General features: G+C 53.8%; 13 protein-coding genes. 11 read left to right on the plus strand and 2 right to left on the minus strand.

Annotated elements, in window-relative coordinates:
* The 6 genes from nuoI to nuoN all read left to right on the plus strand — a co-directional run bounded on the left by nuoI (position 1) and on the right by nuoN (position 6,363).
* The gene (gene nuoI, locus OGY01_RS02885) at positions 1 to 543 is read left to right on the plus strand and encodes an NADH-quinone oxidoreductase subunit NuoI (protein WP_005129470.1); all 543 of its coding nucleotides are present in this window, start codon (positions 1 to 3) and stop codon (positions 541 to 543) included.
* A gap of 11 nt (positions 544 to 554) precedes the next feature.
* Positions 555 to 1,109, plus strand: coding sequence for an NADH-quinone oxidoreductase subunit J (nuoJ, locus tag OGY01_RS02890; protein ID WP_045445570.1), 555 nt, complete (start codon positions 555 to 557; stop codon positions 1,107 to 1,109).
* Positions 1,106 to 1,408 (plus strand): NADH-quinone oxidoreductase subunit NuoK, encoded by a 303-nt coding sequence (gene nuoK, locus OGY01_RS02895; protein ID WP_000612644.1) that lies wholly within the window; start codon positions 1,106 to 1,108, stop codon positions 1,406 to 1,408. Before nuoJ ends, nuoK begins: the two co-directional genes overlap by 4 nt.
* Positions 1,405 to 3,246 carry an NADH-quinone oxidoreductase subunit L gene (gene nuoL, locus OGY01_RS02900; RefSeq protein WP_045445564.1) on the plus strand — a complete coding sequence of 614 codons (1,842 nt, stop codon included), beginning with the start codon at positions 1,405 to 1,407 and terminating at the stop codon, positions 3,244 to 3,246. Before nuoK ends, nuoL begins: the two co-directional genes overlap by 4 nt.
* Before the next feature lie 123 nt (positions 3,247 to 3,369).
* Positions 3,370 to 4,899 carry an NADH-quinone oxidoreductase subunit M gene (gene nuoM / locus OGY01_RS02905; protein WP_045445562.1) on the plus strand — a complete coding sequence of 510 codons (1,530 nt, stop codon included), beginning with the start codon at positions 3,370 to 3,372 and terminating at the stop codon, positions 4,897 to 4,899.
* A gap of 6 nt (positions 4,900 to 4,905) precedes the next feature.
* Positions 4,906 to 6,363, plus strand: a complete 1,458-nt coding sequence (gene nuoN, locus OGY01_RS02910; RefSeq protein WP_045445559.1) for an NADH-quinone oxidoreductase subunit NuoN — start codon at positions 4,906 to 4,908, stop codon at positions 6,361 to 6,363.
* 55 nt (positions 6,364 to 6,418) lie between these two features.
* On the opposite strand, the gene OGY01_RS02915 is transcribed toward nuoN, so the two are convergent.
* Together OGY01_RS02915 and rbn are read right to left on the minus strand one after the other, a co-directional pair.
* A complete protein-coding gene (locus tag OGY01_RS02915; RefSeq protein ID WP_045445556.1) occupies positions 6,419 to 7,423 on the minus strand; it encodes a chemotaxis protein in 1,005 nt (334 codons plus the stop codon).
* A 63-nt stretch (positions 7,424 to 7,486) separates the two neighbouring features.
* The gene (rbn, locus tag OGY01_RS02920) at positions 7,487 to 8,404 is read right to left on the minus strand and encodes a ribonuclease BN (RefSeq protein WP_200010207.1); all 918 of its coding nucleotides are present in this window, start codon (positions 8,402 to 8,404) and stop codon (positions 7,487 to 7,489) included.
* A 68-nt stretch (positions 8,405 to 8,472) separates the two neighbouring features.
* On the opposite strand from rbn, the gene OGY01_RS02925 reads away from it, so the two are divergent.
* The 5 genes from OGY01_RS02925 (at position 8,473) to menH (ending at position 13,200) form a co-directional block, all read left to right on the plus strand.
* Positions 8,473 to 8,925 carry a GNAT family N-acetyltransferase gene (locus OGY01_RS02925; RefSeq protein WP_286492355.1) on the plus strand — a complete coding sequence of 151 codons (453 nt, stop codon included), beginning with the start codon at positions 8,473 to 8,475 and terminating at the stop codon, positions 8,923 to 8,925.
* Between the two features lie 53 nt (positions 8,926 to 8,978).
* On the plus strand, positions 8,979 to 9,284 hold the full coding sequence (elaB, locus tag OGY01_RS02930) for a stress response protein ElaB (protein ID WP_045445550.1): 306 nt from the start codon (positions 8,979 to 8,981) through the stop codon (positions 9,282 to 9,284).
* Between the two features lie 104 nt (positions 9,285 to 9,388).
* Entirely contained in the window at positions 9,389 to 10,687 is a 1,299-nt protein-coding gene (gene menF, locus OGY01_RS02935) for an isochorismate synthase MenF (RefSeq protein ID WP_286492357.1), read from the plus strand.
* 87 nt (positions 10,688 to 10,774) lie between these two features.
* Complete coding sequence (gene menD, locus OGY01_RS02940) at positions 10,775 to 12,445, plus strand: 2-succinyl-5-enolpyruvyl-6-hydroxy-3-cyclohexene-1-carboxylic-acid synthase (RefSeq protein ID WP_286492358.1); 1,671 nt, start codon at positions 10,775 to 10,777, stop codon at positions 12,443 to 12,445.
* Positions 12,442 to 13,200 (plus strand): 2-succinyl-6-hydroxy-2,4-cyclohexadiene-1-carboxylate synthase, encoded by a 759-nt coding sequence (menH, locus tag OGY01_RS02945; protein WP_284096337.1) that lies wholly within the window; start codon positions 12,442 to 12,444, stop codon positions 13,198 to 13,200. Before menD ends, menH begins: the two co-directional genes overlap by 4 nt.
* The last annotated feature ends 13 nt before the right edge of the window (positions 13,201 to 13,213 follow it).

Raw genomic sequence — 13,213 nt, forward strand, 5'->3', positions numbered from 1 at the left:
ATGACCTTAAAAGAATTGTTAGTAGGCTTCGGCACCCAGGTACGCAGTATCTGGATGATCGGCCTGCATGCGTTCGCGAAACGCGAAACGCAGATGTACCCGGAAGAGCCGGTCTATCTACCACCCCGTTTTCGCGGACGTATCGTGCTGACGCGCGATCCTGACGGTGAAGAACGTTGCGTTGCCTGTAACCTGTGTGCGGTAGCCTGTCCGGTAGGTTGTATCTCTCTGCAAAAAGCGGAGACCAAAGATGGCCGCTGGTATCCGGAGTTTTTCCGCATTAACTTCTCACGCTGCATTTTCTGTGGCCTGTGCGAAGAAGCCTGTCCGACAACGGCAATTCAGCTTACCCCAGACTTTGAACTGGGTGAGTACAAGCGCCAGGACCTGGTTTACGAGAAAGAGGATCTGCTGATCTCCGGTCCGGGCAAATACCCGGAATATAACTTCTACCGGATGGCAGGTATGGCAATCGACGGCAAAGATAAAGGCGAAGCTGAGAACGAAGCCAAGCCTATCGACGTCAAGAGCCTGTTACCGTAAGGAGAGGGGCAATGGAGTTCGCTTTTTATATCTGTGGCCTGATAGCCATTCTCGCAACCTTGCGGGTGATCACCCATACCAATCCGGTACACGCACTGCTGTATCTGATTATTTCGCTGCTGGCGATTTCTGGGGTGTTCTTCTCGTTAGGTGCTTACTTTGCGGGTGCGCTGGAAATTATCGTTTATGCGGGCGCCATCATGGTGCTGTTCGTGTTCGTGGTAATGATGCTGAACCTCGGCGGTTCTGAAATTGAACAGGAACGTCAGTGGCTGAAACCACAAGTATGGATTGGTCCGGCAATTCTGTCGGCCATCATGCTGGTGGTCATCGTTTACGCCATTCTGGGTGTTAATGATCAGGGCATCGACGGTACGCCAATCAGCGCGAAAGCAGTCGGTATTTCCCTGTTCGGACCTTATGTTCTGGCGGTTGAGTTGGCTTCGATGCTGCTGTTGGCTGGTCTGGTTGTGGCCTTCCACGTCGGTCGCGAAGAGCGTATGGGTGAAGTGCTGAGCAACCGCACCGACGATCGCGCGAAAAGAAAAACGGAGGAGCACGCATGATCCCCTTACAACATGGATTGATCCTCGCTGCGATTTTATTCGTGCTGGGCTTAACCGGTCTGGTTATCCGCCGCAATCTGCTGTTTATGCTGATCGGGTTGGAAATCATGATTAACGCTTCTGCGCTGGCCTTTGTGGTCGCGGGTAGCTACTGGGGCCAGACCGATGGTCAGGTGATGTATATCCTCGCCATCAGTCTCGCGGCTGCTGAAGCGAGCATCGGACTTGCGCTGTTACTGCAACTTCATCGCCGTCGCCAGAACCTGAACATCGATTCAGTAAGTGAGATGCGTGGATGAACATGCTTGCCTTAACCATTCTTCTGCCATTTATTGGCTTTGTATTACTGGCGTTTTCTCGTGGTCGTTGGTCAGAAAATCTGTCCGCTACCGTAGGGGTTGGGTCGATTGGCCTGGCAGCGCTGGTGACTGCGTTTGTTGGCGTGGATTTCTTCGCCAACGGTAAACAGGCATTTAGCGTTCCGCTGTGGACGTGGATGTCTGTTGGCAACTTTAACATCGGTTTCAACCTGGTGCTGGACGGCCTGTCACTGACCATGCTTTCTGTTGTGACCGGCGTGGGGTTCCTGATCCACATGTTTGCTTCCTGGTATATGCGCGGTGAAGAGGGATACTCTCGTTTCTTCGCCTACACCAACCTGTTTATCGCCAGTATGGTTGTTCTGGTACTGGCTGATAACCTGTTGTTGATGTACCTCGGTTGGGAAGGCGTGGGCCTGTGCTCCTATCTGCTGATCGGTTTCTACTACACCGATCCGAAGAATGGCGCTGCGGCAATGAAAGCCTTCGTGGTGACCCGTGTCGGTGACGTGTTCCTGGCGTTCGCGCTGTTCATCCTCTACAACGAGCTGGGCACGCTGAACTTCCGCGAAATGGTTGAACTGGCGCCTGCGCACTTTGCAGATGGCAATAACATGCTGATGTGGGCAACGCTGATGCTGCTGGGCGGTGCGGTAGGTAAATCGGCGCAGTTGCCGTTGCAGACCTGGCTTGCTGACGCGATGGCTGGCCCGACGCCTGTTTCCGCGTTGATCCACGCCGCAACGATGGTTACCGCGGGTGTTTACCTGATTGCGCGTACCCACGGCCTGTTCCTGATGACGCCGGAAATCCTGCACCTGGTTGGGATTATCGGAGCTATCACGCTGGTGCTGGCAGGTTTCGCGGCGCTGGTGCAGACCGACATCAAACGCGTTCTCGCCTATTCCACCATGAGCCAGATTGGCTACATGTTCCTGGCGCTTGGTGTTCAGGCGTGGGATGCGGCGATTTTCCATCTGATGACGCACGCCTTCTTTAAAGCACTGCTGTTCCTGGCATCCGGCTCGGTTATCCTTGCCTGCCACCACGAACAGAACATCTTCAAGATGGGCGGCCTGCGTAAGTCTATTCCGCTGGTGTATCTCTGCTTCCTGGTCGGTGGCGCAGCGCTGTCGGCTCTGCCGCTGATTACTGCGGGCTTCTTCAGTAAGGATGAGATTCTTGCCGGTGCGATGGCGAACGGTCATATCAATCTGATGGTTGCAGGTCTGGTCGGCGCGTTTATGACCTCTCTGTACACCTTCCGTATGATTTTCATCGTGTTCCACGGGAAAGAACAAATTCACGCTCACGCAGGGAAGGGGATTACCCACCACCTGCCGCTGATTGTACTTATGATCCTGTCCACCTTCGTTGGCGCGTTGATTGTGCCTCCGCTGCATGGCGTGCTCCCGGCAACAACTGAGCTTGAGCATGGTCGCGTGATGACGCTGGAAATTACCTCCGGCATCGTAGCGATTGCGGGCATCCTGATTGCAGCCTGGCTGTGGTTGGGTAAACGTACTCTGGTGACCTCAATTGCCAACAGTGCGCCGGGTCGCCTGCTGGGAACCTGGTGGTATAACGCCTGGGGCTTTGACTGGCTGTATGACAAAGTATTCGTCAAGCCGTTCCTGGGCATAGCCTGGTTGCTGAAACGCGATCCAATGAACTCGATGATGAACATTCCGGCGATCCTGTCTCGCTTCGCAGGTAAAGGCCTGCTGTTGAGCGAAAATGGCTATTTGCGCTGGTATGTTGCATCCATGAGCATTGGCGCGGTTGTCGTGCTGGCACTGTTGATGGTACTGCGTTGAGTTTGAGGATTGCGGTTGTTTTGCCCGGTGGCGTTAAAACCGCAATCCGAAGTGAATTTTCTGTCGTGAGAATTCGTTGAAAATCAGGTCCTGTTGGGACTTTAACAAGGAATAAAGATCGCCATGTTACTACCCTGGCTAATATTAATTCCCTTTATCGGTGGCTTCCTGTGCTGGCAGACCGAACGCTTTGGCGTGAAGGTGCCGCGCTGGATCGCGCTGGTTACCATGGGATTGACGCTGGCGCTTGGCCTGCAACTGTGGTTGCAGGGCGGCTATTCACTGACGCAATCTGCTGGCATTCCGCAGTGGCAGTCTGAGTTCGTCGTGCCGTGGATCCCGCGCTTTGGCATCTCTATTCATCTGGCTATCGACGGTCTGTCGCTGCTGATGGTAGTGCTGACCGGTCTGCTCGGCGTTCTGGCGGTACTGTGTTCCTGGAATGAAATCGAAAAATACCAGGGCTTCTTCCACCTGAACCTGATGTGGATCCTCGGCGGCGTAATTGGCGTGTTCCTTGCCATCGACATGTTCCTGTTCTTCTTCTTCTGGGAAATGATGCTGGTGCCGATGTACTTCCTGATCGCGCTGTGGGGGCATAAAGCTTCTGACGGTAAAACGCGTATCACGGCGGCCACTAAGTTCTTCATCTATACCCAGGCGAGTGGCCTGGTCATGTTGATCGCCATCCTGGCTCTGGTATTTGTGCACTACAAAGCAACCGGTGTCTGGACCTTCAACTATGAAGAGTTGCTGAATACCCCGATGTCCCACGGCGTGGAATATCTGCTGATGCTGGGCTTCTTCATCGCCTTCGCGGTGAAAATGCCGGTGGTTCCGCTGCACGGCTGGTTGCCGGACGCGCACTCCCAGGCACCGACCGCAGGTTCCGTTGACCTGGCGGGGATTTTGCTGAAAACAGCGGCATACGGTCTGCTGCGTTTCTCCCTGCCGCTGTTCCCGAACGCGTCGGCGGAGTTCGCACCTATCGCCATGTGGCTGGGCGTTATCGGTATTTTCTACGGCGCGTGGATGGCCTTTAACCAGTACGACATCAAACGTCTGATTGCCTACACCTCTGTATCGCACATGGGCTTCGTGCTGATTGCTATCTACACCGGCAGCCAACTGGCTTACCAGGGCGCGGTGATCCAGATGATCGCTCACGGCCTGTCCGCAGCCGGTCTGTTCATTCTGTGTGGTCAGTTGTACGAACGTCTGCATACGCGTGATATGCGTATGATGGGCGGTCTGTGGGGCAAAATGAAATGGCTGCCAGCGCTGTCGATGTTCTTCGCGGTATGTACGCTGGGTATGCCAGGCACCGGTAACTTCGTTGGCGAATTCATGATTCTGTTCGGCAGCTACCAGGTGGTTCCGGTCATTACGGTGATCTCGACCTTTGGTCTGGTATTTGCCTCTGTTTACTCGCTGGCGATGCTGCATCGCGCTTACTTCGGTAAGGCGAAAAGCCAGATTGCCAGTGTTGAACTGCCTGGGATGTCGCTGCGTGAGCTGTTTATCATCCTGTTGCTGGTCGTGCTTCTGGTACTGCTTGGCTTCTATCCGCAGCCGATTCTGGATACCTCGCATTCTGCGATGAGCAACATCCAGCAGTGGTTTGTTAATTCCGTTACTACTACAAGGCCGTAAATCGCCATGACAATAACTCCACAACACCTGATTGCGCTGCTACCGCTGCTGATCGTCGGCTTGACGGTGGTGGTTGTGATGCTCTCCATTGCGTGGCGACGCAATCACTTCCTCAATGCCACGCTGTCGGTCATTGGGCTTAACGCCGCGCTGGTTTCGCTCTGGTTTGTTGGCCAGGCGGGCGCAATGGATGTCACCCCGCTGATGCGGGTTGACGGTTTCGCTATGCTCTACACCGGGCTGGTGCTGCTGGCGAGCCTTGCCACCTGTACCTTTGCCTACCCGTGGCTGGAAGGCTATGACGATAACCGGGAAGAGTTCTACCTGCTGGTGTTGATCGCCGCGCTGGGTGGCATTCTGCTGGCGAACGCCAACCATCTGGCGGCGCTGTTCCTCGGTATCGAACTGATCTCTCTGCCGCTGTTTGGTCTGGTTGGCTATGCGTTCCGTCAGAAGCGTTCGCTGGAAGCCAGTATCAAATACACCATCCTGTCTGCCGCAGCCTCTTCATTCCTGCTGTTTGGTATGGCGTTGGTGTACGCGCAGTCAGGCAACCTGTCGTTTGTTGCGCTCGGTAAGAGTCTCGGCGATGGTATGCTGAACGAACCGCTGCTGCTGGCCGGTTTTGGTCTGATGATCGTTGGTCTGGGCTTTAAACTCTCGCTGGTGCCGTTCCATCTGTGGACGCCAGACGTATACCAGGGCGCTCCTGCTCCGGTATCCACCTTCCTGGCGACGGCGAGCAAAATCGCTATCTTCGGCGTGGTAATGCGTTTGTTCCTGTACGCGCCGGTGGGTGACAGCGAAGCGGTACGTATCGTGCTGGGTGTCATCGCCTTTGCTTCCATTATCTTCGGTAACCTGATGGCGCTGAGCCAGACCAACATCAAACGTCTGCTGGGTTATTCTTCTATCTCTCACCTCGGTTATCTGCTGGTGGCGCTGATTGCTCTGCAAAGCGGTGAGATGTCGATGGAAGCGGTCGGCGTTTACCTGGCTGGTTATCTGTTCAGCAGCCTGGGTGCGTTTGGTGTGGTCAGCCTGATGTCCAGCCCGTACCGCGGCCCGGATGCCGATTCTCTGTTCTCCTACCGTGGGTTGTTCTGGCATCGTCCGATCCTTGCGGCAGTGATGACGGTGATGATGTTGTCTCTGGCGGGGATCCCGATGACGCTGGGCTTTATCGGTAAATTCTACGTACTGGCAGTTGGTGTGCAGGCCAACCTGTGGTGGTTGGTTGCCGCAGTAGTCGTCGGGTCCGCGATTGGTTTGTACTACTACTTGCGCGTTGCCGTGAGCCTGTACCTGAGCGCACCGCAGCAGCTTAACCGTGATGCACCGTCTAACTGGCAGTACAGTGCTGGTGGTATCGTGGTACTGATCTCTGCTCTGCTGGTTCTGATCCTCGGTGTCTACCCGCAACCGTTGATCAGCATCGTGCAGTTGGCAGCACCGCTGATGTAAGCGAAAAGTTGAAACGAAAAAACCCGCCTCGGCGGGTTTTTTTATGCAGCAAATATCAGGCTGAAAGCTGACGACTTACCAGCGGTCCGCTGACGTCTTTCGCCGCGCGCTCCATCACTTCCTGAATCACAGAAGACAGCTCGTTAATCTCAAATTTTGCCACGTAGCCATCTGCCTTTACTCTGCGAACGTGATCTTCATTTGCACTACCGGAGAGTGAAGAGTGGATCACTACCGGGATCTTTTTCAGACGCTCATCGGTTTTAATCTTGCGGGTGAGTGTAAAACCGTCCATCTCCGGCATTTCCAGATCGGTGAGCACCAGGGCGATTTTCTCGCTGATGGGTTTACCTTCCGCCAGGGCCTCCTGAGACAGTTGCTGTATTTTTTCCCACGCGTCTTTGCCCGTCACATGCATCAGATGGGGGATTTCCATGGCATTAAGCCCTTTCTCAAGCATCGCGCGGGCGACTTTTGAGTCTTCTGCAACAATCGCTACCGCACCCGGTGTGATATTGAACTTACTGGTTTTAAGATTGGTGGCACGCAGATCGTGATTTGACGGCACGATGTCATACAGGATTTGTTCAACGTCGAGTACCAGCGCCAGGTTGTTGGTCTCTTTATTGTCGTCCAGACAGGCGATACTGGTGATATAGCGACCGTTAACAGCTTTCTCCGCAGTATGTACCTGCTGCCAGTCCAGGCGCATAATGTTTTCCACGGATTCCACCGCAAATGCCTGCACGCTGCGGGCGTATTCAGTAATCAACAGGATATTAAGACCGGTTTCTGGTTTACATCCGGCAACGGCTGGCAGGTCAATTACCGGGATCACCTGATCACGGATATTCACCATACCTAACAGCGGGGCTTTCATGCCAGCCGGACGCGTAAACGTGGGCATCGGGACGATTTCACGCAGCTTGAATACGTTGATGCCAAACAGCTCCGATTTCTGCTCATCCAGTGATGTGCCCAGACGAAACAGCAACAGTTCAAAGCGGTTAGACAGGGTTAGGTTTGTCCTGTCGTCGATGTCTTTTTGAAAATTGTTCATCCTGTCCTCAGTGTGAAAGCCAGCTTTTCTCTGTTATCGGCACTGAGGCGAAAAAATAGAGCACTAAACCGTGAAAATGGCGAAATCGTGAGCCAGTTCGGTCGCCGGAAACAGGGTCCTGCACTCTTCGAGCAAACGCTGGCAGCCTTTTTCATCGTAGCGTGAGCTGACGTGGGTTATTATCAAACGGCTCACTCCGGCCTCCAGAGCCAACTGAGCGGCTTGTCGGGTAGAGCTGTGTCCACGGCTGTTGGCTTTTTCCTCCATCGACGAATCCAGCGTGGTTTCATGAATCATGACATCCACACCTTTTGCCAGCTCGATGGCGGTAGCACACGGTGCGGTATCGCCGAAAATAGCAACAGACTTGCCCGGTATTGCCGGCGCGAGAAAATCTGCACCGTTAATCGAGCGGCCATCTTCCAGCACGATGCTCTTTCCGGCTTTCAGTTCCTGAAACCAGGGACCCGGTTTCACGCCCGCAGCCTTTAGTGCTTTAGCGTCAAGCGCGCCGGGTTTATCATGTTCTTCGACCCGATAGCCGTAACACTCCACAGGGTGTTCCAGTGCGAACGCGGTAACTTTCCGCAAGCCATCATCCAGAATTTCACCCGCGGTAACTTCCACAATCTCCAGCGGATAATCGGTCCAGGAGCCGCTAAGGCGTAATGCGGTCTCGGTAAACTCCCGTAATCCTTTCGGACCGTAGAGTGTCAGTGGCTGAACGTTTCCGGCCATCGAACGGCTACACAATAGCCCGGGTAAGCCAAAGAGGTGATCGCCATGCAGATGGCTGATAAAAATTCGCTCGAGCTTTCCCGGATTAAACGGTGTACTAAGCATCTGGTGCTGCGTCCCTTCGCCGCAATCGAAAAGCCATAGCCCCGCCTGCGTGGGATGTTGCAGATTCAGTAGTATTGCCGTTACATTGCGTGAGCGAGTGGGAACACCCGCAGACGTGCCTAAAAATAGTAATTCCATCTTTTGCGTTACACTTTTCGCCATCATTGAGGCAGGGTGTTCAGGTTATCACAACAAAGGGGCAGACAATGATTCACTGGCAAGATCTCCACCATACAGAACTGAACGTCCAGCAACTGTATGCCATTCTTCAGCTTCGCTGCGCGGTGTTTGTCGTTGAGCAACAGTGTCCGTATCAGGATGTGGACGGCGATGATCTGGTGGGTGAAAACCGTCACATTCTGGGGTGGTATAACGGTCAACTGGTAGCGTATGCGAGGATTCTGAAAAGTGACGAGGATCTGGAGCCGGTAGTGATTGGTCGAGTGATCGTAAGCGAAGCGTTACGTGGTGAAAAACTGGGTCAACAGCTGATGGCGCAGACGCTGGCATCGTGCTCGCAGCACTGGCCGCACAAGGCATTATATCTCGGCGCACAGGCACATCTGCAATCCTTTTACGCACGCTTTGGTTTTATGCCGGTAACGGATGTCTATGACGAAGATGGTATCCCACACATAGGCATGGCGCGTGAGGCGTAAATAGCCACTGTTGTCTATAGTTAGTGGATACGTAAATAGAAAGGGAGAATATAATGTCTTTTCGTTCTGATGAATCACGTATTGACGACGACCTGGAACTACTCAGTGAAACGCTGGAAGAAGTGCTGCGTTCATCGGGTGATCCTGCTGACCAGAAGTATCTTGAGTTAAAAGCGCGCGCTGAGCAGGCGCTGGAGGATGTGAGAAATCGCGTAAGCCATGCCTCTGACAGCTATTATTATCGCGCGAAGCAGGCAGTTTGCCGGGCTGATGACTATGTACATGAAAAGCCCTGGCGTGGGATTGGCGTCGGCGCAACGGTCGGTTTAGTGATGGGTTTATTGTTGGCACGGCGATAAATTCAGCACCCTCTTCGCAATAGTAAGTACTCCCTAAACGGGGGTACTGCTTTTTCTGTTCAGTACCCCGTATAATGAGAGGTTTTTAACAGGGAGAGGTCCGCGTGCATTCAATCACTACTGCGCTGGAAAGTCTGATGCGCCATTTGTCGCAAGAGATACCAGCAGCACCTGGAATTCGTATTTACGATATACCTTTCCCGCTGAACGATGCATTTGACGCTTTAGGATGGCTGGCCAGCCAACCCGTCTGGCCGCAGTTTTACTGGCAGCAGCGTAACGGCGATGAAGAAGCTGCTGTGCTGGGAGCTACCGCCACATTCTCTTCTCTCGAATCTGCCCAGCAGTTTTTACGCCAGCATGAAGATAATCCAGAACTACGGATCTGGGGATTGAATGCGTTCGAGCCTCAACGCGGTAATTTACTGTTACCCCGTCTGGAGTGGCGACGCTGCGCAGGAATGGCGACTTTACGGTTACATCTTTATAGTGATGTTTCTCTGCGCGAAGATGCTGCACGTGCTGGCGCATTTCTCTCAGCACTTGCCTGTGTTAAGCCACTTCCCACATTGCGCCTGAATTTGATCGGTGAACAGCACTGGCCTGATAAAGCTGGCTGGACACGCCTGATTGAACTTGCCACGCAAACCATCGCCAGAGAAGATCTCGATAAAGTGGTGCTGGCGAGGGCCACCGATTTACAGTTCTCTCATCCGGTGCATGCCGCAGCGGTAATGGCTTCAAGCCGTCGTTTAAACCTCAACTGCTACCATTTCTTTATGGCATTCTCCGCCGAATGCGCTTTTCTTGGTTCGTCTCCCGAACGCCTGTGGCGGCGGCGTGACACCGCTTTGCGTACCGAAGCGCTGGCCGGAACTGTCGCTAATCATCCTGACGATCACCGGGCCTGGCAGCTTGGTGAATGGCTAATGAAAGATGATAAAAACCAGCGTGAGAATATGCTGGTGGTGGAAGATATCTGCCAGCGGTTACAGAACTGCACGCAAACGCTCGACGTGCTTCCCCCGCAGGTGCTTAGATTACGCAAAGTGCAGCATTTGCGGCGTTGTATCTGGACGGCATTGAATCAGCCAGATGACGCGCTTTGCCTGATGCAGCTACAGCCGACGGCCGCCGTGGCAGGTATTCCGCGCGAGCTGGCGCGCGAGTTTATCCAGCATCATGAACCTTTTGAACGCGAATGGTATGCCGGATCTGCGGGATACCTCTCTCTGCGCCAAAGCGAGTTCTGCGTATCGTTACGTTCTGCGAAAATTAATGCAAACGTGGTACGCCTGTATGCCGGGGCGGGGATCGTGCGTGGCTCAGATCCAGAGCAGGAATGGCAGGAAATAGACAATAAAGCGGCAGGGTTACGTACTTTATTACAGATGGAAGGATAATGATTTCGTGTATATTCCCGACTCATATCAAAAATCCATTTATTCGATTCTTTATACTGTGTCGCAATATTGATACCGGACAATCTCATGTCAGTAAGCGCATTTAACCGACGCTGGGCGGCGGTCATTCTGGAAGCACTCACTCGCCACGGCGTCAGGCATGTTTGCATTGCGCCTGGCTCACGTTCGACGCCGTTGACTCTGGCTGCAGCGGAAAACTCTGCTTTTATACACCATACGCATTTTGACGAGCGTGGGCTTGGGCATCTGGCTTTAGGGCTGGCAAAGGTCAGCAGACAACCTGTTGCAGTGATTGTGACCTCCGGCACGGCAGTGGCGAATTTGTATCCGGCGCTGATCGAAGCGGGTCTGACCGGTGAAAAACTGATTTTACTTACGGCGGACAGGCCGCCAGAACTGATTGATTGCGGGGCGAATCAGGCGATTCGCCAGGCGGGTATGTTTGCCTCACATCCATCGCATACGCTCTCTTTACCACGTCCAACGCAGGATATTCCGGCAAGCTGGCTGGTTTCCACCATTGATAACGCATTAGCCTCACTGCATAGCGGCGCAGTACACATAAATTGCCCGTTTGCAGAACCGCTGTATGGCGATATGGACGAAACTGGCGTTGAGTGGCAACAGCACCTTGGTGACTGGTGGCAGGATGACAAACCGTGGCTGAGCGAATCACGTCGGCTGGAAAGTGATAAGCAGCGTGACTGGTTTTTCTGGCGACAAAAACGTGGCGTGGTGATTGCCGGTCGCATGAGTGCGGAAGAGGGCAAGAAAGTTGCACTCTGGGCGCAGACGTTAGGCTGGCCGCTGATTGGCGATGTATTGTCGCAAACCGGGCAACCGTTGCCATGTGCCGATCTGTGGCTGGGTAATGCAAAAGCGGTGGCTGAGTTACAGCAGGCGCAGATTGTGGTGCAGCTCGGCAGTAGCCTGACCGGGAAACGTCTGCTGCAGTGGCAGGCCAGTTGCGATCCGCAGGAATACTGGATTGTCGATAATATCGAAGGACGTCTGGATCCGGCTCATCATCGTGGACGCCGGTTAGTCGCGAAGATAAGTGACTGGCTGGAACTGCATCCGGCTGAGAAGCGTCAGCCCTGGTGCGTAGAGATTCCACGTCTCGCAGAACAATCCTGGCAAGCGGTGGTGGCACGTCGTGATACCTTCGGAGAAGCACAACTGGCGCACCGCATTCGGGATTATCTGCCTGAACAGGGACAGCTGTTTGTGGGTAATAGTCTGGTGGTGCGTCTGATAGACGCACTGTCGCAGCTTCCTGTCGGTTATCCGGTTTACAGCAATCGTGGGGCGAGCGGTATCGACGGTTTGTTGTCTACAGCCGCGGGCGTACAACGCGCCAGCGCGAAATCGACGCTGGCTATTGTCGGCGATTTATCCGCGCTGTATGACCTGAATGCACTGGCGTTATTACGCAAGGTCTCTGCTCCGTTCGTATTGATTGTGGTGAATAATAACGGCGGTCAGATTTTCTCACTACTGCCAACGCCACAAAGCGAACGCGAACGCTTCTATCTGATGCCGCAGAACGTCCACTTTGATCACGCGGCAGCCATGTTCAACCTGAAATATCACCGACCGGAAAGCTGGGAGCAGCTGGAAAGCGCGCTGGCGAATGCCTGGCGAACCCCTGCAGCAACGGTGATTGAGCTGGTAGTGAATGAAACTGACGGGGCGCAAACTCTGCAGCAACTGCTGGCACAGGTGAGCCATCTATGATCCTGCACGCGCAGGCGAATGAGGGCCAGGCGGGTTATCCCTGGCTGGTTTTCCTGCACGGATTCTCAGGTGATTGTCAGGAATGGCAAACGGTCGGCGAGACGTTTCAAAACTACTCGCGATTGTACATCGATCTGCCAGGACACGGTGGTTCTGCTGACATTCGCGTGAGGGGCTTTGATGACGTCAGTGAACTGCTGCGTAATACTTTATTTAGTTACAACATACTTAACTACTGGTTGGTGGGATATTCTCTTGGCGGCAGAGTCGCGATGATGGCGGCCTGCCAGGGGATGCCGGGGCTTTGCGGATTGGTTGTTGAAGGTGGACATCCTGGGCTACAACGCGAAGATGAGCGGATTCAGCGTCGTCTCTCAGATGGCCGCTGGGCCGCACGTTTTCGCCGGGAACCGTTGCGTGATGTGTTTAATGACTGGTATCAACAGCCAGTTTTCGCCTCGTTAAGCCCTGTACAACGACAGGCGCTCGTGGCGCTGCGCAGCCATAATAATGGTGTTACGTTGGCTGCAATGCTGGAGGCTACCTCGCTTGCCGTCCAACCTGATTTACGTGCGCAACTCACTACGTGCACATTTCCGTTTTATTATTTATGTGGTGAACGTGACGATAAATTCCGCGCTTTGGCGACGGAAATGTCTGTACCGAACCATGTGATTCGTAACGCCGGACACAACGCGCATCGGGATAATCCCGCAGGCGTGGTGGACTGTCTGGCTCAGATTCTGCGTCGCTGACTAAAGGACATTT

This window comes from Citrobacter sp. Cm038, assembly GCF_030333105.1.
GTDB lineage: Bacteria > Pseudomonadota > Gammaproteobacteria > Enterobacterales > Enterobacteriaceae > Citrobacter > Citrobacter murliniae.